The following is a 22,806-nucleotide window of genomic DNA, read 5'->3' on the forward strand; positions in this document are numbered from 1 at the left end:
CCCACCAAGTGGCACTATCGTAGCCACTTACGTGCATGTTCACCCAATCGGGTGCATGTTCATGCGCCCTGCGCGCCTCCCGCCAGGGTGGCGACGAGGACCGCCTTGATCGTGTGCATCCGATTCTCGGCCTCGTCGAAGACCACCGAGTGAGAGGACTCGAAGACCTCGTCGGTGACCTCCAGCTCCGACAGGCCGTGCCGTGCGTGGATGTCCCTGGCCACCTTCGTGCCGAGGTCGTGGAAGGCCGGGAGGCAGTGCAGGAACTTCACGTCGTCGTTGCCCGTCGCCCGCAGGACGTCCATGGTCACGGCGTAGGGCGCGAGTGCGGCGATGCGCTCGTCCCACACCTCCTTGGGCTCTCCCATGGAGACCCACACGTCGGTGACGACGAAGTCGGCGCCGCGGACGCCTTCGGAGACGTCCTCGGTGAGGGTGATGCGCGCGCCGCTGGTCTTCGCGAGTTCGTGGGCCCGGTCCACGACCTCCCGCACCGGCCGGTAGGCGGCGGGCGCGACGATCCGGACGTCCATGCCGAGCAGGGCACCGGTGATCAGATAGGAGTTGCCCATGTTGAACCGGGCGTCCCCCAGGTAGGCGAAGGTGATCTCCTCCAGGGGCTTCGCACTGTGCTCGGTCATCGTGAGGACGTCGGCGAGCATCTGGGTGGGGTGCCAGTCATCGGTGAGACCGTTGTAGACGGGCACACCGGCGTGTGCCGCCAGCTCCTCGACGGCCTGCTGGCTGTCGCCCCGGTACTCGATGCCGTCGAACATCCGGCCGAGCACCCTGGCGGTGTCCTTCATCGACTCCTTGTGCCCGATCTGGGAGCCGGAGGGGTCGAGGTACGTCGTGGACGCACCCTGGTCGGCGGCGGCCACCTCGAAGGCGCAGCGGGTGCGCGTCGAGGTCTTCTCGAAAATCAGGGCGATGTTCCTGCCGCGCAGCCGCCGCACCTCCTCGCCCGCCTTCTTGGCCGCCTTGAGCCCGGCGGACAGGGCGATCAGGCCGCGGAACTCCTCGGCCGTGAAGTCCAGCTCCTTGAGGAAATGGCGGCCTGCGAGGTCTATGGCCATGGTGACTGCTCCTGGGTCGAACGGGGGCGGGAGACTTTCCCTGGAAGTCTATACGAGACACCGTATTGCTATACAGAGATGCTCTTACTTCCGTCTCCCGGCCCCACGTCCTTGGATCCCGCGTCTCCCGCCCGTCCGCCGGGCGCCTCCGCAACGGGCCGTCACACGGGATCGCGCACCACCGGGCAGCTCATACAGCGCGGACCGCCCCGGCCCCGTCCGAGCTCACTGCCCCGGATCTCGATGACCTCGATCCCCTGCATGCGCAGATGGGTGTTGGTGGTGGCGTTGCGCTCGTAGGCGACGACGACCCCGGGCTCCACGGCCAGCACGTTGCAGCCGTCGTCCCATTGCTCCCGCTCCGCCGCGTGCACGTCCTGGGTGGGGGTGAGCACCCGGATCGCGTCCAGGCCGAGCGCCGCGGCGATGGCCCGGTGCATGTGCTCGGGCGGGTGGTCGGTGACCTTCAGTTCGCGTGGTCCGACGCCGGGCTCGATCGTGTAGGAGCGGAGCATGCCGAGTCCGGCGTACTTGGTGAAGGTGTCCCCGTCGACCATCGTCATCACCGTGTCGAGGTGCATGAACGCCCGGCGCTTGGGCATGTCGAGCGCCACGATCGTCCGGGCCGATCCTGCGTCGAAGAGCCCTCTGGCCAGCATCTCCACGGCCTGCGGGGTGGTGCGTTCACTCATCCCGATCAGGACGGCGCCCTGGCCGAGGACGAGGACGTCGCCGCCCTCGATGGTGGACGGATAGTCCTCCTGGCCCTCCGACCAGTGGTGGAAGACACCCGCTTCGGGGCCGGTGAAGAGAGGGTGGTGCCGGTAGATCGCCTCGAAGTGCACGGTCTCGCGCTGTCTGGCCGGCCAGCGCATCGCGTTGATGGACACACCGTCGTAGATCCAGGCGGAGGTGTCGCGGGTGAAGATGTGGTTGGGCAGGGGACTGAGCAGGAAGTCGTCCAGATCCATGACGTGGAAGCGGACGGAGGTCGGTTCGGCGTGCCGTTCGAGGAACTCCCGCTTCGTCATCCCGCCGACCAGTGCCTCGGCCAGCTCCGCGGCGGACAGCTCCTCGAAGGCGGCGCGGAGGTGCTCGGTGGCGAGCGGGCCGTACTCCTTCTCCGCGAAGACCCGGTCCAGGACGAGCCGCCTCGCCACCGGGATGTCCAGGGACTCCCGGAGCAGCTCCCCGAAGAGGTGCACCTCCACGCCCCGGTCACGCAGCACGTCGGCGAAACCGTCGTGCTCCTCCCTGGCGCGGCGCACCCAGAGCACGTCGTCGAACAGGAGCGCGTCCTTGTTGCTGGGGGTGAGCCGCTTCAGCTCCAGATCGGGGCGGTGCAGGATGACGCGGCGCAGCCGGCCGGCCTCGGAATCGACGTGGAATCCCATGTCCTCATCCTCACCGCGCGGAGCGCCGTTCACCCTGCGAACCGCCACCCGATTCCGGTGGGCCGTCCTACAGCCGGGGGTCGACCGGCTCCGACTCCAGGGCCAGCACCGCGAAGACCGCCTCGTGGATCCGCCACAGCGGCTCCCCGTCGGCCAGCCGGTCGAGCGCCTCGAGACCGAGGGCGTACTCCCGCAGGGCCAGCGACCGCTTGTGGCCGAGGGACCTGGAACGCAGCCGTTCCAGATTCTCCGGCCGCGTGTACTCGGGACCGTAGACGATCCGCAGGTACTCCCGGCCGCGCACCTTGATGCCCGGCTGGACGAGCCTGCCCCTGGCATCCCGGACGAGGGCGCCGAGCGGCTTGACGACCATGCCCTCGCCCCCGCGGCCGGTCATCTCCAGCCACCAGTCGATGCCGGAACGCACGGAGGCCTCGTCGCCCGTCTCGACGACGAGACGCCGGGTGACCTGGAGCAGTCCGGTCGGGTCGTGCTCGACGAGACGGTCCAGCCACGCCAGCTGCTCGTCGTGCGGTACGGAGGCCAGCGAGCGGCCCTGCACCGCGAGGATCTGGAACGGCGCGATCCGGACACCGTCGAGCCCTTCGGTGCTCCAGCAGTAGCGGCGGTACGCCTCCGTGAAGGCGGCGGCGTCCGCGGCACGCCCCTGCTGACGGCCGGCGAGGGCGGCGACGTCGATGCCGCGGGCGGCCGCCGCGGCCAGGGCCTCGTCCGCCACGGGCAGGACCGCGCCGGCGGCGGCCCCCACCGCCGCGTACTGCGAGCGCAGCAGCCCGGCCGCCTTGAGGGACCAGGGCATCAGTTCGGCGTCGAGCACCACCCAGTCGGTGTCCCACTCCTCCCAGAGGCCGGCGGCGGTGACGGCCGCACGCAGCCGGCCGAGGACGACCTCGGTGAGTGCCGTGTCGTCCAGGAACGGCCGCCCGGTGCGGGTGTACAGGGCGCCGGTGGGTCCTCCCCCACGGCCGGAGACGGGGGAGGCGCCCCCGTCACCGAAGCGCTCGCGGGCGGTGGCCGCGTCGCGGCAGACCAGTGCCACGGCGCGCGAGCCCATGTGTTTCTCCTCGCAGACGACCTTCTCCACGCCGTCCGCGCGGTACTGGGCGAAGGCCTCCGCGGGATGCTCCAGGAAGCCCTCCTCACGGGAGGTGGCGGTCGGCGCCATGGTCGGCGGGAGGTAGGTCAGCAGCCTGGGGTCGACGGCGAACCGGCTCATGACCTCCAGTGCCGCCGCCGCGTTCTCCTCACGCACCGCGACACGGCCCATGTGCCGGGTCTCCACGATGCGGCGGCCCTGCACGTCGGCGAGGTCGAGCGGCCGCCCCTCCCGGCCTCCGGGTGCCTCGGTGGTCAGCGGCTTCACCGGCTCGTACCAGACGCGCTCGGCCGGCACGTCGACGATCTCGCGCTCCGGCCAGCGCAGTGCGGTCATCTTCCCGCCGAAGACCGCCCCGGTGTCCAGGCAGAGGGTGTTGTTCACCCAGGAGGCGGTGGGCACCGGCGTGTGGCCGTAGACCACCGCGGCACTCCCCCGGTAGTCCTCGGCCCACGGGTAGCGCACGGGCAGGCCGAACTCGTCGGTCTCGCCGGTGGTCTCCCCGTACAGCGCGTGCGAACGGACCCGTCCGGAGGTACGCCCGTGGTACTTCTCGGGCAGTCCCGCGTGACAGACGACCAGCTTGCCCTCGTCCAGGACGTAGTGGCTGACCAGCCCTTCGATGAACTCCGCGACCTGCCTGCGGAACTCGGGGTGCTCGGCGTCCTCCCGCTCCAGCTGCTCGACGGTCTCGGCGAGACCGTGACTGTGCCGGACCTTGCGCCCCTTGAGGTATCGGCCGAGCTTGTTCTCGTGGTTGCCGGGGACGCACAGCGCGTCGCCCGCCGCCACCATGGACATGACGCGGCGCAGGACACCGGGACTGTCGGGGCCGCGGTCGACGAGGTCTCCCACGAACACGGCGGTACGGCCCTCGGGGTGCGTGCCCTCCTTGTAACCCAGCTTGCCGAGGAGGGTCTCCAGCTCGGAGCTGCAGCCATGGATGTCGCCGATGATGTCGAAGGGGCCGGTGAGGTGCCGGAGGTCGTTGTAGCGGCGCTCCAGGACGACTTCGGCGGTGTCGGCCTCCTCCTCGGTGCGCAGGATGTGCACCTTGCGGAACCCTTCGCGCTCCAGGCCTCGCAGCGAACGGCGCAGCTCACGGCGGTGGCGCTGCACGACGTGGCGGGGCATGCCCGCGCGGTCGGGGCGGTCGGCGTTACGCGCCTGGCAGAGCTCCTCCGGAAGGTCCAGGACGATGGCGATGGGCAGCACGTCGTACTGCCGGGCCAGCTGCACGAGCTGCTTGCGGCTCTCCGGCTGCACGTTGGTGGCGTCGACGACGGTGAGCCTGCCTGCGGCGAGACGCTTGCCGGCGATGTAGTGCAGCACGTCGAAGGCGTCACGGCTGGCGCTCTGGTCGTTCTCGTCGTCGGCCACGAGCCCGCGGCAGAAGTCCGAGGAGACGATCTCGGTCGGCTTGAAGTTCCTGCGTGCGAAGGTGGACTTGCCCGATCCGCTGGCGCCGATGAGGACGACGAGGGACAGGTCGGTCACCGGCAGCGTGCGTGGGGTAGCGGTCATGCGGCCTTCGCCTCCTTCGTCGTGTCCTGGGCCGTGGTCATCGTGAACACGGCCATCTGTGTGGGCGGCCCCACCTCGGGATCCTCCGGCCCCACGGGTACGAACTCCACCGCGTAGCCGTGGCGCCCGGCCACCCGGTCCGCCCAGTCCCGGAATTCCTCCCTGGTCCACTCGAAGCGGTGGTCTCCGTGGCGGACGTGCCCGGCGGGAAGCGTCTCCCAGCGGACGTTGTACTCGACGTTGGGCGTCGTCACCAGCACGGTCCGCGGTCGCGCGGACCCGAAGACCGCGTACTCCAGGGCGGGGAGCCGCGGCAGGTCGAGGTGTTCGATCACCTCGCTCAGCACGGCGGCGTCGTACCCCTTCAGCTGCTTGTCGGTGTAGGTGAGCGCGCCCTGGCGGAGGGTGACCCGCCCGGCCTGCCGCTCGCCCATCCGGTCCAGCTTCAGCCGGCGTGCGGCGACGGTCAGGGCGCGCATCGACACGTCGACGCCGACGATTTCCGTGAAGCGCACGTCCTTGAGCAGCGACTGCACCAACTGGCCCTGCCCGCAGCCCAGGTCGAGGACCCGGCCCGCCCCGGCGGCGCGCAGCGCCTCCAGGATCGCCGTGCGGCGCTGCTCGGCGAGCGGCACCGGCTTCTCCTCCGTGTCGGTGGTCTCGTCCACCGCGTTGTCGACGCTCTCCACCTCGAGGTCGTCCGACTCCGCGAGCCGGACCAGCTCGAGCCGCTCCATCGCCTGCCGGGTGAGCCCCCAGCGGCGGGAGAGGTAACGGCTGGTGATCAGTTTCTGTTCGGGGTGGCCCGCCAGCCAGCCCTCGCCGGCCCGGATCAGCTTGTCCACCTCGTCGGGTGCGACCCAGTAGTGCTTGGCGTCGTCGAGCACCGGCAGCAGCACGTACAGCTGGCGCAAGGCGTCCGCGAGCCGCAGCTCCCCCTCCAGCACCAGCTGTACGTAGCGCGAGTCGCCCCACTCCGGGAACTGCTCGTCCAGCGGTACGGCCACGGCGTCCACCCGTGTCCAGCCGAGCGGTGCGAAGAGCTTGTGCACCAGCTCGGCACCACCGCGTGCGGGCAGCGCGGGCACCTCGATCCGCAGCGGCAGCGCTTCCTGGACCCGCTCGGGCATCGCCCGGCACACCCCGTTCAGCGCGGACTTGAACACCGTCGTCATCGCGACCGACAGCAGCGACGACGCCGCGTACGGACGGTCGTTGACGTACTGCGCGAGCGCCGCGTCGGGGGCCCCGCCCCTGCCCTTCCCCTTGCCGCGCCGTACCAGCGCCACCGGATCCACCTCCAGCAGCAGCGCGGCGGTACAGCACTGCACCGATGCCTCGGGGTAGAAGACATGTGCGGTGCCGTGGGAGGTCGGATACGCCTGCGCCTTGTCGGGATGCTTGTGCAGCAGGTAGCCGAGATCGGTGGCGGGACGCTCAGGGGTGCCGTTCGTGCTGATAGTCAGGAACACGCGTCCGAGTATGGTCCGATGACCTGTCCCCCACCAGGCATTTTCATGTCCCTGATGGCTCCAGTCGCTCGGCCAGTGCCGCGATGTGGGAGGGGCCGACCCGGCAGCAGCCGCCGACCAGTCGCGCGCCCGCCCGCTGCCAGTCCCGCACCCTGCCCGGTGTGAACGTGCCCCTCCCGGTCCAGCTCCGGCCCTCGGCGTCCCATTCCTCCCCGCTGTTCGGGTACACGACGACGGGCTTGCCGGTGGCAGCGGACGCCACCTCCACCGCACGGTCCGCGTCCGCGGGATCGCAGCAGTTGACCCCTACGGCCACCACCTGGTCGATACCGGCGACGAGCCCGAAGGCCTGTGCCAGGGGCTGCCCGGCTCTGGTCCGGTCCCCCGCCACGCTGTACGAGAGCCAGACGGGCACTTCGAGGTCCTGTACCACCCGCAGCAGGGCCTCGGCCTCGTCGATGTCCGGGACCGTCTCCAGGGCCAGCACATCGGGGCCCGCCGCGGCCAGCGTCTCCGCCCGGGGGCGGTGGAAGCGCGCCAGCTCCCGGACGGTCAGCCCGTACCGCCCCCGGTACTCGCTGCCGTCCGCGAGCATCGCGCCGTACGGTCCGATCGAGGCGGCGACCCATAGCTCCCGCCCCGTCACCGTGCCCGCCCGGCGAGCCGACTCCACGCTGCCGCCCATCAGCTCCGCTGCCCGGGCCCGTCCGATTCCGCGCCGCGCGAATCCTTCGAAGGTCGCCTGGTAGCTGGCGGTGATGAGCACCTGCGCACCCGCCCGGGCATAGGCGGTGTGGGCGGCCTCGATCTGCTGGGGGGCATCGCTCAGCAGCCGGGCCGACCACAAGGTGTCGGACAGATCGCAGCCCTGGGCCTCCAACTGGTTGGAGAGGCCTCCGTCCAGCAGCACGGTCCCTTCGGCGAGCGCGTCGCCGAGCGTACGGCCGGGCGGGACATCCGGTGTCGGGGCGGAGTGCACAACTGCTCCTTGCTGTCGGCTGATCCATGTCGGTCCTGCGGTCGCGGTCCCTGTCGCGGTCCTGGCCATGGCCGGTCGCCGCACGGTCCCCGGGGCCCCCGGGCCTGTCGCTGTCGGCCGGGGGCCCGCGGGACCCGTCCTGCCGGCCGGGTGCTCCCGTCAGTCCAGCTGCGACTGGACCTGTGACGAGATCAGCTCCAGGTGCTCCAGGTCGTGCAGGTCCAGGACCTGGAGGTAGATCCGGGACGAGCCGGTGGCGGCATAACGGCCGATCTTGTCGACCACTTCGGCGGGCGATCCCGCCAGCCCGTTCGCCTTGATCTCCTCGACCTCCCGTCCGATGGCGGACGCGCGCCGTGCCACCTCCGCGTCGCTCCTCCCGACGCACACCACCAGGGCGTTGGAATACACCAGGTCGTCAGGGGCCCGGCCGGCCGCCACGGCCGCGTCCCTGACCCGGCCGAACTGCTTCTCGCTGTCCTCGATCGAAGCGAACGGGATATTGAACTCGTCCGCGTACCGCGCGGCCAGTCGCGGTGTACGGACCGCGCCGTGACCGCCGATCAGGACCGGCACCTTCGCCTGGGCGGGCTTGGGAAGCGCCGGCGAGTCGATGAGCTGGTAGTACGTCCCGTCGTAGCTGAAGGTCTTGCCGGTCTCCGTCTCCCACAGGCCCGTGACGATCGCCAGCTGCTCCTCCAGCCGGCCGAACTTCTCTTTCGGGAACGGGATGCCGTACGCCTTGTGCTCCTCCTCGAACCAGCCGGCACCCAGGCCCAGTTCGACGCGGCCACCGGACATCTGGTCGACCTGGGCGACCTGGATGGCCAGCACACCGGGGAGACGGAAGGTGCCCGCCGTCATCAGGGTGCCCAGGCGGATCCGCTTGGTCTCGCGGGCCAGTCCCGCCAGCGTGATCCACGCGTCGGTCGGACCGGGCAGGCCGTCCCCGGAGCCCATGCGCAGATAGTGGTCGGACCGGTAGAAGGCATCGAAGCCGAGGTCTTCGGTGGCCTTGGCGACGGTGAGCAGGGTCTCATAGCTCGCCCCTTGCTGGGGCTCGGTGAAAATTCGAAGATCCATGCCTCCATCCTGCACCTTCGAGACCACCGCGCCCCGTCTCCCCTGCCCTCTTGTCCCTGTGGTGGGCGGCCCGGTACCGCCCGGCCCACGGCTCACGGCTGGCCGGCGACGAAACCCGCCGGTCCGCGGATCCCCTCGAACGGACCGTCGTGCTCCTGGACCGGCTCCTGTTCGCCGGCCTGTTCACCGTCCTGTTCGGCAAGCCGCCTCAACATGCCGTGGACCCGGTCCACCGACTCGTCGACGGCGTCTATCGCTTCGATGCACTGCCAGTAGAGCCCTTCCTCCTCCGTGCCGCAGGCGACTCCCACCAGTGCGATACCCGCCTCGCCGAGCAGCAGCGCGAGAGCGGCCAGCGCTCTGGGCGCATGTGCCACTTCGGTGACCTGCGATGCCCGCACCCCTCCGGCCGGAACCATCGGGTGGTCGAGCATCGCACTGCCCAGGGCGCAGGTCTCGCTGAGCGCGCGTGCCTCCGTCCGTAACTCCGCGGGACCGCACCTCGCCAGATGTCCTCCGACCGCGCGGGCGAGTGCCTGGGCCTGCCATGCCTCCGCCATGACGGCCGGCACTCCCCGGCTCCCCGCCAGTGCGCTCCTGCCCGCCGTGATCAGTCGTTCCGCTTCCATGCGATTCCCCCGTCACCGAGACCACCCGTGAAAGAACCCGCTCATCTCTTCATTACCCACAGTGAAGTGTGTGGCACATGAAAGCCAGAGGAAATCGGAAATCTGTGGACAGGAAATCGTTTGTGGACAAGTCGATCACTCCGAAGAGTGACGACCCGTCTGCTCGCCGCCGTCCGGTGCCGGAAAACGCTGCTCATTCCGGTCGATCTTGGCCGCCAGCGCCGCCAGCACATCGATGCCCAGGACCTCGCAGAACTGCAGCAGATATGCCAGGACGTCCGCGACCTCGTCCGTGACGCGGAACGCGGTGCCGGGATCCTCCATCACCCTCGCCGACTGCTCCGGAGTCAGCCACTGGAAGATCTCCAGGAGCTCGGAGGCCTCCACACTCAGTGCGGCGCAGAGGTTCTTGGGGGTGTGGTAGGGCTCCCAGGCCCGGGACGCCGCGAAGTCGGCCAGTCGTCGCTGCAGTTGCGCTACATCCAGTTCCGTCACGGTCCCAGGTCTACCACCGTCGCGCCGGCCGTCCCGCGGGCCGCTGCCGCGGCCGCCCCACCGACCGTCCCCAGCAGGCGCACGTGCCCTTCCGCACAGACCGAGGCCGCCAGTGCGAGCAGTTCCCCGGTCTGCCGCGCATCCAGGCCGCGGTCGAGTCCGTCGGCGAGGACGGTGAGGGCCTGCAGGGCGGACGGCACCTCTGCGGCCGGATCCACCACCAGGACATGAGGGCCGGCCAGCAACACGAGGGAGTAGGCGAGATACCGGAGTTCTCCGTCGCCCAGACGGCCGACGGGGGTGCCGCGCCCCGCGCCCCGGCCGGCCAGCGCCTGCACGGTCCCGTCCGCCAGGCGCTCGACGGTCAGCCCCGTCACCCGGTCCGCGCACCCGGTGTCCGCGCTGGCGACCAGCCTGGCATGCCGTCGGGCGCACTGGCTCCGGGTGCGGTGCAGGACCTCGGCGAGGTTGTCGCAGCACGAGGTCAGCCGCCCTTCCCCCACAGGCACCGACGCACGCATCCGTCGCGGCTGAGGATCACAGACGAAGGCCGGCCGCAGGGCCACCACCACCTGTTCGGCTGCGGCCAGCACCCTCAGCTGTCCCTCCGTCGTCCCCGCGACCCGTAACGGCAGCAGTGCCGTGCCGAGCCGGTCGTCGGGGAAGGGCGCGCGGGTCACCGGCACCGCCCCGGCGGTGTGCCAGGCAGCCTGGACGCGGGAGCGCCGGGGATCGCGCAGCGCCGTGCTCAGCAGGGTCTCGCCGCAGCCCGTCAGCCGCTCGCCGACGATGCGGAGCGTGGGCTCGGCCTGCACGGCGAGATCCAGTCCCACCGGGCCGGCCGGGCCCTCCACCGTGCAGCCGAGCCGGAACCCCCGCCGCCCCTGCGCGTCGGCACGGGCGCGTTCGGGCACCCAGGACACCGGGTCGGGGAAGACCTCCTCCAGGGGGTCACCGGCGGCCAGCCGTGCGAGCGCCTCGTATCCGCGCAGGGCAGTCGACTTCCCGCTGCCGCTGCCTCCGGCGAGCAGCGTGAGCGGACCGAGCGGAATGACGGTGCGGCGGTGCGAGGCGAAGGCGTCGAGCCGGAGTTCACCGACGAAAGGCCGGGCGGGGCGGGGCGCGCCGGACGGCGACGGGGCCGTGGGACCCGAGGAGATCACAGTCATGAGCGGACCGTACGCACGCCGGTGACCGGCGAACCGTTCCGCCCGCACGACCTCCTACGATTGGGGTACGCCCTCCGCGGTGACCCCCTCGACCTCCATGCCGACCGGTGCGAGCAGGAAGACGTTGCGGTCGACCCGGTGCATCCCGCTGCCGAGCCCGAAGACCACACCGCTGCTGAAGTCCAGGATCCGCTTCGCCACGTCGCTCTCGGCGCCGGTGAGATCCAGCAGGACCGGAATCTGCGCCACCAGATACTCGGCGACCTCGCGCGCGTCCGCGAACACCTGGACCCTCAGGACGACCAGGCGCCGCTGTTCGGCCGACTCCTCCTGGTCCGGAGCCGTCCTGTGGTCGACCCGGGAAGGCCATTCGTTGCGGCCCCTCAGGGGTACGACCTGGGCGAGTCCTTCCCACTGTTCGTCGGTGGCGTCGTATCTGTCGTACCTGTCGTACCTGCTCACAGAACCACCCCGTCCATGTGCCGGTTGGCTGTGCGCCGGCTGCGCTCGCTGTTCATCGGGCAATTCTCTCGTCCCTCACCCGTTCGGCGTACCACCGACACGGGCCGGAACGTGATCGGCAGCCTCCGGTGTGCCCTCGCCCTCCGGTCCGGGGAGGGCGTTGAGCGGCGTGAACCGGACCGGGAGGTGGGCCGGGGCGCGGTGGAAGGGGCCCGGCCGCCAGAGCAGAGCGCCGGGCTCGACCGCCAGCCGGAGATCGCAGAGCTGGCTGGTGAGCTGTTCGATCGCGGTCATCGCCATCAGCAGGGCGGGCTGTCTGGCCGGGCAGCGGTGCGGCCCGGCCGACCACGCCAGGTGAGCACCGCCGCCGGAACGCACCGCGGGGTCCAGGAAGGACGGCGGCGCCTGGGTGTTGGCGGCCGCGAAGGAGACCAGCACCAACTGCCCGGCGCGCAGCGGCACCCCGTGGAACTCGGTGTCGTGGCGCGGGAAATGCGCTCCCATGTTGGCCAGCGGCGGATCACGCCAGAGCACGTCGTCGATCGCCTCGCGGGCGGTCGTCGCGCCTCCGCGCAGGGAACCCCCGTAACCGGCGTCGCTGAGCATCCGCAGCAGCGCGTTGCCGATCAGGTTGGCCGTGGGCTCGTGGCCCGTGCTCATGATGAGCGTGATCTGACGCACGGCCTCGTCGTCGTCGAGGCCTGCGGGGTGCTCGAGCAGGCAGGTGGTGAGGTCGCGGCCCGGCTCACGGCGCCGTGCGGAGACGAGAGCGGTGACGACGCCGACGAGCTCGTCGTGGGCCGCTGTCGCGTCCTGCGCGGAGTCCATCATCCCGGCGGTCCCGCGGACCACCCGCTCGCTGTCCTCGGGGGCCACGCCGAAGGAGGCGGTGAAGACGTGCAGGGGGAGCCCGCGGGCGTACTGGGCGATGAGGTCGCCGGTGCCGGTGGCCGAGAAGGCGGCGATGAGCCGCTGTGCGACCCGGGTGACCTCCGCACGCAGCAGATGGGGTTCGATCAGGGCGAGCGTGTCGTTGATGACCTCGCGGTAGCGGGCGTGGACGGCGCCGTCGGTGAAGAGCGCGGTGGGGCGGTGGCCGAGCACGGGCAGGACCGGTGAACCGGCCGGCACGCCCGCCTGCCAGACACGCGGGTCCTTGGTGAAGGTCTCGGTGTCCCGCAGCAGGTCGACGGCGGCCTGGTAGTCGGTGACCAGCAGCGCGTCGATGTCCGGGGCGATGCGCACCCTGGCCAGCGGCCCCTGGGCCCGCAGCCTGCCGTAGTGGCCGTGCGGATCGGCGGCGAAGTCCGCGCCGTACAGGGCGAGCGGTTCGAGGGCCGAGGGGCCGGTGGGGGGCGGGGTCCCGGCCGTGTGAGAGTTCATGACGATTCCCCGGGCGCGGGCAGAGCGGTCAGCGCGTGCTCGGCGAGGGCGATCAGGGCGTCGATGCTGCCCCTGCGTTCGCGTGCGTCGCACTGCACCAGCGGGGTGCGGGGATCGAGGTCCAGATGCTTGCGCAAGACCTCGTCCGTATGGGCGGGGGTGCCGGGGAAGCGGTTCACGGCGACGGCGTACGGAAGTCCGTGCTCCTCCACCATGTCCATGACGGCGAAGGAGTCCTCGAGCCGGCGGGTGTCGACCATGACGAGGGCGCCGAGCGCACCACGGGCGATGTCCTCCCAGAGGGGGAAGAAGCGTTCCTGGCCCGGGGTGCCGAACATGTAGAGCACCAGGTCGTCCCGGACGGTCAGCCGGCCGAAGTCGACGGCGACCGTGGTCGTGGTCTTCTCCGGAAGCCCCGCGGTGTCGTCGAGCCCGGTACTGGACTGCGTCATCGCCTCTTCCGTGTGCAGGGTCGGGATCTCCGACAGCGTACGGATCAGGGTCGTCTTGCCCACGCCGAAAGGACCCGTGACGACGAGTTTCACCAGGGTCTCGGCGGCGCTCGGCAGATAACCGATGCCGCCCCGGTCAGTGGAGGGAACGGAGTCCAACGAGCAGCCTCTCGACGAGCGACCGGTCGATCTCGCCGGCGCTGGGGATCGGTGGTCGAGCGTGCAGATGTCCTGCGGCCACGAGATCTGTGGCCAGGAAGACCGTGGCGCTGACCGGCAGGTCCAGATGGGCGGCGCACTCGACGACGGTGAGGGCTCCCGGTTCCAGGAGCTCACACAGCCTGCGCTGCTCCGCACCGGTGCCCGGCGGCACGGCCGAGTCCGTGCGGATGAGCACGGTGAGCCGGTCGAGCGCGGGGCCGGCGGGCGCGGAGCGGCCACCGGTGACCAGATAGGCGGGAATCAGGCGGCGGCCTGGGCCGGGGGTCATGGCCGGGTGGCGGCGTCCGGTTGGCGGGCGGGGGCGTGCATGGCCCGGGTCAGCGCGGCGACCTGCACCTGCATCTGGTACGCGATGTTCCCCAGGTGCGCGTCCGGAGCCGCGAACAGGGCCAGGGTGGTGTTCCTGCCTGCCGGTACGACGACGGCGAATCCCAGGTCGGACTCCACGACGGTCTGGGCCAGGCGCGGCGATTCGGCTTCGGTGAAGGCGGTGGTGAAGGCACGGGCCGCCGCGTGCAGGGTCGCCGTCATCGCGGCCACGCGCTCGGCGGACGCACGGTCCAGGCCGGGTGACGCGCCCTCGACGAGTCCGTCGCCGGTGGCCACCAGGGCGTGCTGCACTCCGGGCAGTTCCAGCAGGGGGGTCAGTACCCAGGCGAGATCACCGGCGGTGGGGGTGGTGCTCACGTCTCGTCGTCTCCTCGGTCGTCCGATGGGAATGCTGGGGGCGCCGGCGGCGCGAGCGCCTTCCTGCCGCCGAGGGCGCCCTCCTGGAGGGCGGCCCAGGCCGCTCCGGCCTGCTCGGGGGTGCGCAGCGCGGGCTCGTCCTCCGCCTGTTGCCGAGTCGCGGACGTCTCGGGGGAGGCGGCCCGGGGGGCTCTGCGCCGCCGGGTGGGCAGCCCTGCCGGACGCCCTGCCCCCTCGGCGCGGGGGGCGGTTCCGGCGGGCACGGGCGGGGTGGAGGCGGGCGCCGGTGCGGCAGGCGTGGCCGGCTCCGCGGATACGGGTGCCGCAGCGGCGGGTTTCGCGTGGGCAGGAGCGGCGGCCGGCTCGGGGCTGCCGGCAGTGGCCCCGGCCGCCCGCGCGTGCACCGGCTTCGGCGCGAGCACGGACAGGGTCCGGTCGTCGTCCATCACGGTCAGCAGGTGGGCCGGGATGCGCAGCATCGTCCGCATCCCCCCGTACGGCGACGACTCGATGTGGCAGCTGAAGCCGTAACGCGCGATGAGCCGTCCCACCACGGCGAAGCCGGTCTGCGGTGGGTCCCCCAGCTCGGTGAGCAGCACCTCGGAGGGGCCCGCCAGCAGTGCGCGGGCCCGCTTCAGCGCGTCGTCGTCCATGCCGATCCCGGCGTCGTCGACCAGGATCAGAGCCCCGCGGCCGGCGGCCTGCTGGACGGTCACCGGTACCTCGGTGTCCGGGTGCGAGTACGCCGTCGCGTTGGCCAGCAGCTCGGCGAGGGCGATCGCGAGGGGTTCGGCGGCCCGGGCGACCAGGGCGAGCCGTTCCTGGCGCAGATGGTTGGCGACCTTGATCCGCTCGTACCCCGCGACCCGGGACTGGGCGCCGAGCACGACCTCGACGAGCGAGGAGTTCTGCCGGGCCAGCCCCGGCCAGGCGTCACAGAGCACGGCGGTGGCCTGGGTACGGCGCAGCGCCAGTTCGTTACGGAAGTCGAGCTGCAGGATCCGCGGGTCGTCGTACTCGTGCTGGAGCTCCTGCAGCAGGTGCTGTGACTGGTTGAGCAGTGACTGGATCTTGGCGGAGGTGCCGCGCATGGCCGACCGTGCCGCCGCGTCGACCCGTCCGCGTTCCTCCAGAACCGCCGTGCGCGCCGCCTGGACGGCTTCGGTCAGCAGCCGTGCGGCCTCCCCCTCGATCCCCGCGGCCTCCCGCAGGCCGGGAACAGGTACGGCCCGGTGGGAGAGTGCGGTGGCCGCGGCGGGTATCCGCTTCCGGGCGAGCCGGCGGATCTCCTCGGTGAGGGCGAGGGTGCGTGCCTCGGCCGCCCGGGCCTGCCGCTCGGCCAGCTCCGCGCGGGCCGAGGCGCCGTACGCCTCCCGCCTGGCCCGGTACATGCGTGCGGTCGACCATGTCGCCCCCACGGCGGCGATCAGGGCCAGGATCCATGCAGCCACGGCGTCACCGCTTCCCTGTCGTCGGGGACGGTCCTGAGCCCGCCCGGCCGGACGCCGGGCCGCCCCACCGGCCGGCCGTCACGCTCGCCCGCCCGTACACGCCGCGTCGGCCCCATGGGAGGCCGCGGCCACGTCGGCCGTCATCCGGAGGCTCCCGGGGAGTTCGGAGCCGTCCAGGTACCGGTGCTCGCTTCCGATGGCCACCACGAGCCGCTCCGGCAGGCCGGGAGCCGGGTGGCGGCCCTCGTCGATCACCCGGCGGGCCGCCTCGGCCGCGGGGGACCCTGCCGTGTGGAGGACGTGGGCGCTTTCGCGTACGTACGCGAGGCAGCCCGTGTGCTCCCGCACCCCGGCCGGGCCGGGCACCGGCCCGTGGCCGGGCACGATCACCTCGGCTCCGGTGGCAGGGACGCGTGCGCGAGGACCGGCCACCTTGCTCAGGGGACCGGCCCGGCGCACCGGGTGGCCCCCGGGCTGCCGGCGGGTGGAGGAGGAGACGGCGTCGCCGCTGAACACCGTGCGCTGCGCGGGCAGATGCACGATCAGCCCCCCGCCGTGTGCGCGGGCGGCAGGGACGGCACCTGGACCGTGTACTCCCCCAGGGTCAGTTCGAGCTCTCCGGTGAGACAGGCCGTCGGCCGCACCACTTCGGTGGGGGACCGGTCGAAGGCTCCGAAGTGCCGGCCGGGATACGCGCCGAGGAATGTGGAGGAACCACTTCCGGCCACCGGGGCGTGCTGCCGCTGAGGGGTGGGACCGCGGTGGACGGGTCCCCGGGCCTCCCGGGCCGGGATGATCTCGGCGTCCGGCAGCATCCCGGTACCCCACCGGTGGTCCCCGCCGGCCTGGGTGACGATCACGCGGCCGATGTCCGCCCCGTCGGGCAGCAGCTCCTGACTCTCCACGAGGAACTGACCGGCCGGGAAAGGGTCATAGGGGGTGCCGATCCACAGCGCACCGCGCGGCGACACGAGAAGACCGCAGTTGGCCGGGCCCCGCTTAGGCGACAGCCGGGCGCGGAGGTCCCTGCCGAGGTCCGCGAGGGTCCCACCCGTGATCGGCATGGGGTGATTATGCCGATCGCGATCCGGTCGCGCGTTCGAACTCGACCGATACGCAGGCCCGGTGACGCAAAATCACCCGTCGCGTGCACCGTCCCCCGCGGTCCGGTGACCGTCCGGGGTCACCACAGATCATCCTCACAGGGGGTTTTCCGCCCGATGTACGAGATGCGAGCCGTCGAGCCCACACCGCGCGGCGGATACCCGCACGGAGCGAGGAGACCGGATTGCGCCGACTACCCACCGAGCATGGCCGAAAACAGCTGCTGCACGGATCACTGAAGCGCGAACACTTTGCTTGTTTCTGCTCGATTGACCCATGTAACATGCAGAATCAAACAATCGGGCGTCGATTCCATCCATCCCGCCCCACCAGGTGCGAGCAGCAGCGGAGTGCGGACATGTCGCATGTCGAGACCGAGACAGCCGGCCAGCCGGAGTGCTGGCGTCGCGCCGCAGAGGTGGCCGCCGACCGGAAGGCGGACCTGCCCGCCACCGGTGAGCGCGTCGCCGTCGTCGGCTGCGGGACGTCGTTCTACATGGCCCAGGCCTACGCCTCGCTCCGCGAGGCATCCGGGCAGGGCGAGTCGGACGCGTACGCCGCCTCGGAGTTCCCCTTCGGACGCGCCTACGACCGGGTCGTCACGCTGACGCGTTCGGGTACGACGACCGAGGTGCTCGCCCTGCTGTCCCGGCTGCGGGGCGCCACCCGGACCGTGGCCGTGACCGCCGACCCGCGGACTCCCGTGATGGATGCCGCCGACGAGGTGGTCGTCCTCGACTTCGCAGACGAACGGTCCGTGGTCCAGACGAGGTTCGCGACCACGGCCCTGACCCTGTTCCGCGCCCATCTGGGACTGCACACCGAGGACGTCGTCAGGGACGCGGAGACCGCCCTGGCGGAACCGCTGCCCGGAGGACTCCTGGAGTGCGACCAGTTCAGCTTCCTGGGGCGCGGGTGGACGGTCGGCCTCGCCAACGAGGCGGCGCTCAAGATGAAGGAGGCGTCCCTCTCCTGGACGGAGTCCTACCCGGCGATGGAGTACCGCCACGGCCCCATCAGCATCGCCACGGCCGGGACCGCGACCTGGATGTTCGGCGAAGCCCCGGAAGGGCTTCGGGACCAGGTGCGGGCGACCGGGGCCCGTTGGGTGGAGAGTGGCCTGGACCCACTGGCCGACCTGGTCCGGGTCCAGCGGCTGGCGATCGCCCGTGCGGCGGCCCGTGGTCTCGATCCCGACCGGCCGCGCCATCTGACCCGGTCGGTGGTGCTCGGCACGGCCGCCGGGTCCTGAACCCTCACGGCATGCCTCGTACCGGGCCGGCGGGCAGCCCGGTACACAGCCGTGACCTCGGAGGTCAGGCCTCTTCGAAGTAGGCGTCCAGCGCCTCGTCGAGTTCCGCCGTCCACTTCTTGAGGTCGCTCCGGGACCCGGCCTCGACTTCGGCGTTGAACCACCGGCGGCTCGACAGGTGGACGGTCACGGTGAACCGGCGTCCGAAGCGGCCGGTCCTGACCTCGACCGCACCGATCTCGGTCCAGTCGAACTCCGCCTCCTGGTCGTCGAGCCTGAAGCGGACACCCTCGGCGTCCACCTTGATGGATCCGCGCCGGTCGCTGACCTCGAAGACGGGTCCGTCCTCGTCGCCGGCGCCCTTGCGCACGGCCCCGCCGGCGGCCGTGGAATCGTCCACGGCATCCTCTGCGGCCTCCTCGGCGAGCACGTCCTCGGTTCCGGTCTTCCGGGTCTCCTCGGCGCCCTCCGCCTCCGCTTCCGCCTCCGTCCGCGCGGGGGCCGGGGCCGTCAGGCCGGGGATGTACGCCGGGTCTGTCCCCGCGGCGAACTCGGTCTTGGTGTTTGAATCTATACGCTGCTCCACGGCGGGCAGTATGGACGACGAACCTGTGCGAGACCAGTCACCCGGGTTCCGCCGGGCCTGTCGCCGGGACACCGGCCGTCGTGGCGCCGCGCCGGGGCGGCCTCCGGGGACGAAGGAGGCCGGACACGGACGACGGGTGGTACGGGTTCGGCGGAACCCGTACCACCCGTCAGTCCTGTTCCTCCGTCGCACATCCGCGCGCCGGCGGTCCCGCCTCCGCGAGGACTCAGTAGGCGCCGAACACGTTGTCGATCGAGCCGTACCTGTCCGCGGCGTAGTTGCACGCGGCCGTGATGTTGGCGACCGGGTCGTAGCTGTCCGTCGACGTGCCGGGCACGTGGTAGGCCTCGAAGGTCGGGTCGATGACCTGCAGCAGCCCCTTGGAGGGGATGCCCGCAGCGGCGTTCGAGTCCCAGTTGTTGATGGCCTGGGGATTGCCCCCGGATTCGCGGATGATGTTGCGGTGGATGCCCTCGTAGCTGCCGGGGATGCCGTGCTCGGCCATGACGGCCAGCGACTCCTTGATCCAGCCGTCGAGGTCGTCCGTGTACGCGGCCGGCTCGGCGGCGGGAACGGCTTCGGCTGCGGGGACGGCTTCGACGGCGGGCGCGCCCTCAGCGGCGACGGAGGTGCTCGTGCGCTCCGAGCGGTCGGCGCGGTCAGCGCCTTCCTCGGCGCGGCCGGACGCGGCAGAGGCCTTGGGTTCGGCCTTTTCGGCCTTGTCCGCCGACTTGTCATCGGCGCCGGTTCCGATAACCAGCTTCAGGCCGGGGTGAATCAGGTCGGGGTTTCCGCCGATAACCTTCTGATTGCCCTCGTACAGAGCCTTCCAGCCACCGGCCACCGAATACTCACGCGCGATCTTGGCGAGAGTGTCGCCCAAGATCACGGAATGCGTGGCGGACTCGGACTTCTGCGCGGCGATTCCCTTGCCGGACACGGCAGTCGACGTCGTCGCCTTTTCGACGACGGCCGGCTGGGCCGGGGCCGCAAAGGCGCTCGTCGCACCGAGCACGGGGAGGGCCAGGGCGGCTCCACCCGCGCTCACGGCGATGATGCCGCGGGTGAGCGAACTGGTCCTGGAACGACGGCGCTTACCGTTTTCGAGCATGCTGAATTCCTCTCCGTCGCCTGCGAAGTGAGCTGTCGGGTTCGGGCTGGAGATGCCCGGCCGCACAGGAATGCGACTTCACCCCGAGCCGCCCCGGAAACCGGATCGGCGCTTACCTGGGTCCCCCGCTCCTGCCGTACGAGAAGTAGTCGGGTCACCGGGCGGCGGCAGGATTCGGCGTTCCGTCCGGAGTGATGGTGACCGTAGGCGAGGAATAGGGAAAGGAACAAGCCCGGCGCGGTGATCACAATTCATTCGCAAGATCGATTCACGGGAATTCATGTAATCCACCCCACACCGCACTCCCCACTTCTCTTGGCACAGAAGGGAACCGACTGCCGCTCCCCCGCGTCGGGGAGCCCGAAGGTGACCCTGGTCACTGAGTCCGATTAGGGCGTTTTGCTCCCGCGTGAAGGGGGCCAGGTCGCACGAAATGACCTTTTGTGAATGAGGGGACTTCCTAAATAAAATCCCTCAAAACGGGCATATGGACCATGAATCCCAGATGCGGGCATATCGTGAGTGTTTGCGTGGAACCGATCCGCTTATGACTGAAAGTCCGTACCCCTCGGCCCCCCGGATCACCGTCCTGCCCGTGCAGCCCGGGGATCCGCCCTTCCGCATCGTGGAGATCGACGGAGAGGTGATCGGAAGCGCGACCGCCATGACGGACGTGCTGATCGCCGCCGCGGCGGCCGGTGTCCCGGTCCATGACCTCGACGACCCTGCCGCCGTCCGATGGGTGGGGGGCGGCAAGCTCCACTGGAAGCCGCACTGAACGGAGCGGGAGGCGGCCGGGAACGGCGGTGAGGGCTCCGCAGGACGCCGGGGGCGAGGCGCGGGCCGTCGGCGCGCGAGAGGCGCGCGGGCCGGGCACGAGGAATCGCGGAGACCGGACGTGAGGGGTCACCACCGGCCGGACCACGGCACCGGGCGCGGGAAGCCGCGCGGGTCGTGGCCTCCGTGCCGGAGCGGTCCCGTCCGTCAGGCCCCGCCAGGGGGCGTCGCGGCGGCCGGATCCCGCGGCAGGTGGAGCGCCGCCTCCAGGTGGGTGGTCCGGCCACCGGACATCAGGACGGTCACCCCGCCCCGCACCGCGGCGACCTGGGCGGCTGCCGTGCGGCCGGCGTCCGGCAGAGCCCCGGCCTCGCCACTGTCCGCACGAGGCGGACACCTGCACGCAGGGTCTCCTGCCACCGGCCGATCAGCCGGCCGGTGAGCGCCTGCGCGGCGGGGGTGGTGCCACCCGGCTCGGTGACCAGCACGACCGGCGGACAGCCGGCACCCTGTCGCCCGTGACGCCGGGCGAACCCGTCGCACCAGGTCTCCCGCTCCTGCCGGGGGCCCGGCTCGCCGAGGCGCGGACCCCGGTCACCCGGCACGCGTCCGGTCTCGCCGGCACCCACCGCGAGCAGTTCCTCCCGCCGGGGAAGCAGGGGGGAGATCCGGCTCCTGACGGCCGGGGACGCACCCTCGCCTCGTCCGGTGTGAGGCCCGCCGCGCCCCGGCCCGGGTCTCCACGATGCGGCGACGGGCCGGTCCCCCTCGACGGGGAGCCGCGGGGTCCGTTTCCGCTCGGCACACCGGAACGCCTCGGACTCCTGGACTTCCGGGCCCGCCGTGCGGGCGGAACCTGACGCCGCCGGGCCCGCGTCAGTCCTGGATCCGGATGGCGAGTGCCGGGCAGACGGCCGCGGCCTGCTGGACGTCTTCGGCCCGGGCCGAGGGCGGTGCGGGGTCGAGCAGTACGGCGATGCCGTCGTCGTCCTGGTCGAACACGTCGCCGGCGGCGACCACACACTGTCCGGACGCCACGCACTTGTCCTGGTCGAGGGTCACTTTCATGAGCACTCCTTCGTCGTCGGTGTCTCTGTGACGCGGGTGGCGACGCAGGCGCGGGGGCGCGGCGTCACCAGGCCACGGGCAGTTCGTGGACGCCGTAGACGGACCCGTCGTGCTTGAACGACAGTTCCTCCAGGCCGGCGTCCAGGCGCAGGGTGGGGATGCGCCGGTAGAGGGTGCCGTAGACGACCTGCAGCTCCATACGGGCCAGCGGCTGGCCGAGGCACTGGTGCACGCCGAAGCCGAAGGCCACATGGCGCCGTGCGTCACGCCGGAGATCGAGCCGGTCGGGGTCGGTGAAGACCTCGGGATCACGGTTGCCGATGTCGTTGGGCACGATGATCCCCTCCCCCGCCCGGATGACCTCGCCGGCGACCTCGATGTCCTCCAGGGCCACGCGGCGGCGTCCCGTGTGGGTGATGTTGAGGTAGCGCAGCAGCTCCTCCACGGCACGGACCACCACCTCGGGGTCCTCGGCGTCCCGCAGCAGGGCGAGCTGATCCGGGTGCTCGAGCAGGGCGAGGGTGCCCAGAGCGATCATGTTCGCCGTGGTCTCGTGCCCGGCGAGCAGCAGCAGCACGCCCATTTCGGCGGCTTCGCGGCGGGACAGCTCTCCTGCCCCGATCCGGGTGCCGAGGCCCGACAGGAGGTCCTCCGCGGGGCGGGCGATCTTCTCTCCCATCAGCTCGTCCAGATATCCGAGCAGGTTGCCGTGAGCCGCGGCCCGCTCCTCCGGAGCAGCGCCGCGGCTGATGAGGGTCCTGCTGTTCTCCTGGAAGAAGTCGTGGTCGCTGTAGGGGACTCCGAGCAGTTCGCAGATCACGAGGGAGGGGACGGGGAGGGCGAATGCCTGGACGAGGTCGGTCCGCGGGGGGCCGGACAGCATGTCGTCGATCAACCCGTCCACGATCTTCTGGACGGCGGGCCGCATCGTCTCGACGCGTCTGATCGTGAAGGGGGCCGTCACCATCCGCCGCTGGCGGGCGTGTTCGGGGTCGTCCATCAGGATGAAGCTGAAGCCGGTCCCCCGCACCGGTGCCGAACTGGGGTAGCCGGGCCGGGTGATGTCGGCACTGACCCTGGGATCGGCGAGGAGGGTGCGCTGGTCGGTGTAACGGGTCACCAGCCAGGGCGTGGTCCCGTCCCACAGGCGGACCTTCCTGAGCGGCCCCTGCTCCTGTTCGGTCTTCAGTGCGGGCGGCGGGTCGAACGGGCAGCCCGCCGCCCTGGGCATCGGGAATTCCGGGGCCGAGGGTGCCTGCACCTCTTGAGGACGTACCGTGCTGGTCATCGTTTCCTCGATTCGTCGTGCGGTG

General features: G+C 71.3%; 24 protein-coding genes and 1 riboswitch. Of the genes, 2 read left to right on the forward strand and 22 right to left on the reverse strand.

What is annotated here, in order from left to right:
- Window positions 1-59: 59 nt before the first annotated feature.
- The 17 genes from argF to ACF1FZ_RS28980 all read right to left on the reverse strand — a co-directional run bounded on the left by argF (window position 60) and on the right by ACF1FZ_RS28980 (window position 16,659).
- On the reverse strand, window positions 60-1,076 hold the full coding sequence (gene argF, locus ACF1FZ_RS28900; RefSeq protein ID WP_391776332.1) for an ornithine carbamoyltransferase: 1,017 nt from the start codon (window positions 1,074-1,076) through the stop codon (window positions 60-62).
- A 161-nt stretch (window positions 1,077-1,237) separates the two neighbouring features.
- The gene (locus ACF1FZ_RS28905) at window positions 1,238-2,470 is read right to left on the reverse strand and encodes an arginine deiminase (protein ID WP_391776333.1); all 1,233 of its coding nucleotides are present in this window, start codon (window positions 2,468-2,470) and stop codon (window positions 1,238-1,240) included.
- A 67-nt stretch (window positions 2,471-2,537) separates the two neighbouring features.
- The gene (locus ACF1FZ_RS28910; RefSeq protein WP_391776334.1) at window positions 2,538-5,111 is read right to left on the reverse strand and encodes a polynucleotide kinase-phosphatase; all 2,574 of its coding nucleotides are present in this window, start codon (window positions 5,109-5,111) and stop codon (window positions 2,538-2,540) included.
- A complete protein-coding gene (locus ACF1FZ_RS28915) occupies window positions 5,108-6,583 on the reverse strand; it encodes a 3' terminal RNA ribose 2'-O-methyltransferase Hen1 (RefSeq protein WP_391776335.1) in 1,476 nt (491 codons plus the stop codon). The genes ACF1FZ_RS28910 and ACF1FZ_RS28915 overlap by 4 nt, the downstream gene beginning before the upstream one ends.
- A 43-nt stretch (window positions 6,584-6,626) precedes the next feature.
- A complete protein-coding gene (gene mmuM / locus ACF1FZ_RS28920) occupies window positions 6,627-7,562 on the reverse strand; it encodes a homocysteine S-methyltransferase (RefSeq protein ID WP_391776336.1) in 936 nt (311 codons plus the stop codon).
- 159 nt (window positions 7,563-7,721) lie between these two features.
- The gene (locus ACF1FZ_RS28925) at window positions 7,722-8,645 is read right to left on the reverse strand and encodes an LLM class F420-dependent oxidoreductase (RefSeq protein WP_391776337.1); all 924 of its coding nucleotides are present in this window, start codon (window positions 8,643-8,645) and stop codon (window positions 7,722-7,724) included.
- Between the two features lie 92 nt (window positions 8,646-8,737).
- Window positions 8,738-9,274 (reverse strand): DUF6099 family protein, encoded by a 537-nt coding sequence (locus ACF1FZ_RS28930; RefSeq protein ID WP_391776338.1) that lies wholly within the window; start codon window positions 9,272-9,274, stop codon window positions 8,738-8,740.
- A 135-nt stretch (window positions 9,275-9,409) separates the two neighbouring features.
- On the reverse strand, window positions 9,410-9,769 hold the full coding sequence (locus ACF1FZ_RS28935) for a nucleotide pyrophosphohydrolase (protein ID WP_391776339.1): 360 nt from the start codon (window positions 9,767-9,769) through the stop codon (window positions 9,410-9,412).
- Window positions 9,766-10,986 (reverse strand): ATP-binding protein, encoded by a 1,221-nt coding sequence (locus tag ACF1FZ_RS28940; protein ID WP_391776340.1) that lies wholly within the window; start codon window positions 10,984-10,986, stop codon window positions 9,766-9,768. Before ACF1FZ_RS28940 ends, ACF1FZ_RS28935 begins: the two co-directional genes overlap by 4 nt.
- 6 nt (window positions 10,987-10,992) lie before the next feature.
- Entirely contained in the window at window positions 10,993-11,400 is a 408-nt protein-coding gene (locus ACF1FZ_RS28945; RefSeq protein WP_391776341.1) for a cell division protein SepF, read from the reverse strand.
- 75 nt (window positions 11,401-11,475) lie between these two features.
- Complete coding sequence (locus ACF1FZ_RS28950) at window positions 11,476-12,783, reverse strand: cytochrome P450 (RefSeq protein ID WP_391776342.1); 1,308 nt, start codon at window positions 12,781-12,783, stop codon at window positions 11,476-11,478.
- The gene (locus tag ACF1FZ_RS28955; protein ID WP_391776343.1) at window positions 12,780-13,394 is read right to left on the reverse strand and encodes an ATP/GTP-binding protein; all 615 of its coding nucleotides are present in this window, start codon (window positions 13,392-13,394) and stop codon (window positions 12,780-12,782) included. Before ACF1FZ_RS28955 ends, ACF1FZ_RS28950 begins: the two co-directional genes overlap by 4 nt.
- A complete protein-coding gene (locus ACF1FZ_RS28960) occupies window positions 13,372-13,725 on the reverse strand; it encodes a DUF742 domain-containing protein (RefSeq protein ID WP_391776344.1) in 354 nt (117 codons plus the stop codon). The genes ACF1FZ_RS28955 and ACF1FZ_RS28960 overlap by 23 nt, the downstream gene beginning before the upstream one ends.
- The gene (locus ACF1FZ_RS28965) at window positions 13,722-14,144 is read right to left on the reverse strand and encodes a roadblock/LC7 domain-containing protein (protein ID WP_391776345.1); all 423 of its coding nucleotides are present in this window, start codon (window positions 14,142-14,144) and stop codon (window positions 13,722-13,724) included. The genes ACF1FZ_RS28960 and ACF1FZ_RS28965 overlap by 4 nt, the downstream gene beginning before the upstream one ends.
- Window positions 14,141-15,595, reverse strand: coding sequence for an ATP-binding protein (locus ACF1FZ_RS28970; RefSeq protein ID WP_391776346.1), 1,455 nt, complete (start codon window positions 15,593-15,595; stop codon window positions 14,141-14,143). The genes ACF1FZ_RS28965 and ACF1FZ_RS28970 overlap by 4 nt, the downstream gene beginning before the upstream one ends.
- A 78-nt stretch (window positions 15,596-15,673) precedes the next feature.
- Window positions 15,674-16,135: a hypothetical protein gene (locus tag ACF1FZ_RS28975; protein ID WP_391776347.1), complete on the reverse strand. Its 462-nt coding sequence runs from the start codon at window positions 16,133-16,135 to the stop codon at window positions 15,674-15,676.
- A 2-nt stretch (window positions 16,136-16,137) separates the two neighbouring features.
- Complete coding sequence (locus ACF1FZ_RS28980; protein WP_391776348.1) at window positions 16,138-16,659, reverse strand: hypothetical protein; 522 nt, start codon at window positions 16,657-16,659, stop codon at window positions 16,138-16,140.
- A 398-nt stretch (window positions 16,660-17,057) separates the two neighbouring features.
- Between ACF1FZ_RS28980 and ACF1FZ_RS28985 the strand changes: the two genes are divergently transcribed.
- The gene (locus ACF1FZ_RS28985) at window positions 17,058-17,951 is read left to right on the forward strand and encodes an SIS domain-containing protein (protein WP_391776349.1); all 894 of its coding nucleotides are present in this window, start codon (window positions 17,058-17,060) and stop codon (window positions 17,949-17,951) included.
- Window positions 17,952-18,015: 64 nt separating this feature from the next.
- Here the strand turns inward: ACF1FZ_RS28985 and ACF1FZ_RS28990 are convergent, their stop codons facing one another.
- Window positions 18,016-18,537, reverse strand: coding sequence for a hypothetical protein (locus ACF1FZ_RS28990; RefSeq protein ID WP_391776350.1), 522 nt, complete (start codon window positions 18,535-18,537; stop codon window positions 18,016-18,018).
- A gap of 226 nt (window positions 18,538-18,763) precedes the next feature.
- Window positions 18,764-19,648 carry a transglycosylase SLT domain-containing protein gene (locus ACF1FZ_RS28995; RefSeq protein WP_391776351.1) on the reverse strand — a complete coding sequence of 295 codons (885 nt, stop codon included), beginning with the start codon at window positions 19,646-19,648 and terminating at the stop codon, window positions 18,764-18,766.
- A 4-nt stretch (window positions 19,649-19,652) separates the two neighbouring features.
- Window positions 19,653-19,838: riboswitch (cyclic di-AMP (ydaO/yuaA leader) on the reverse strand.
- 357 nt (window positions 19,839-20,195) lie between these two features.
- Here ACF1FZ_RS28995 and ACF1FZ_RS29000 point away from each other — a divergent pair.
- A complete protein-coding gene (locus ACF1FZ_RS29000; RefSeq protein ID WP_391776352.1) occupies window positions 20,196-20,426 on the forward strand; it encodes a hypothetical protein in 231 nt (76 codons plus the stop codon).
- A gap of 206 nt (window positions 20,427-20,632) precedes the next feature.
- Here ACF1FZ_RS29000 and ACF1FZ_RS29005 read toward each other — a convergent pair whose 3' ends face one another.
- From ACF1FZ_RS29005 to ACF1FZ_RS29015, 3 genes are all read right to left on the reverse strand, one after another.
- Window positions 20,633-20,845: a hypothetical protein gene (locus ACF1FZ_RS29005; protein WP_391776353.1), complete on the reverse strand. Its 213-nt coding sequence runs from the start codon at window positions 20,843-20,845 to the stop codon at window positions 20,633-20,635.
- Window positions 20,846-21,301: 456 nt separating this feature from the next.
- Window positions 21,302-21,493: a ferredoxin gene (locus ACF1FZ_RS29010; RefSeq protein ID WP_391776354.1), complete on the reverse strand. Its 192-nt coding sequence runs from the start codon at window positions 21,491-21,493 to the stop codon at window positions 21,302-21,304.
- A 64-nt stretch (window positions 21,494-21,557) separates the two neighbouring features.
- On the reverse strand, window positions 21,558-22,781 hold the full coding sequence (locus ACF1FZ_RS29015) for a cytochrome P450 (protein ID WP_391776355.1): 1,224 nt from the start codon (window positions 22,779-22,781) through the stop codon (window positions 21,558-21,560).
- Between the last annotated feature and the right edge of the window lie 25 nt (window positions 22,782-22,806).

Origin of the sequence: Streptomyces sp. NPDC014623 (genome assembly GCF_043088245.1) — a bacterium.
Classification (GTDB): domain Bacteria; phylum Actinomycetota; class Actinomycetes; order Streptomycetales; family Streptomycetaceae; genus Streptomyces.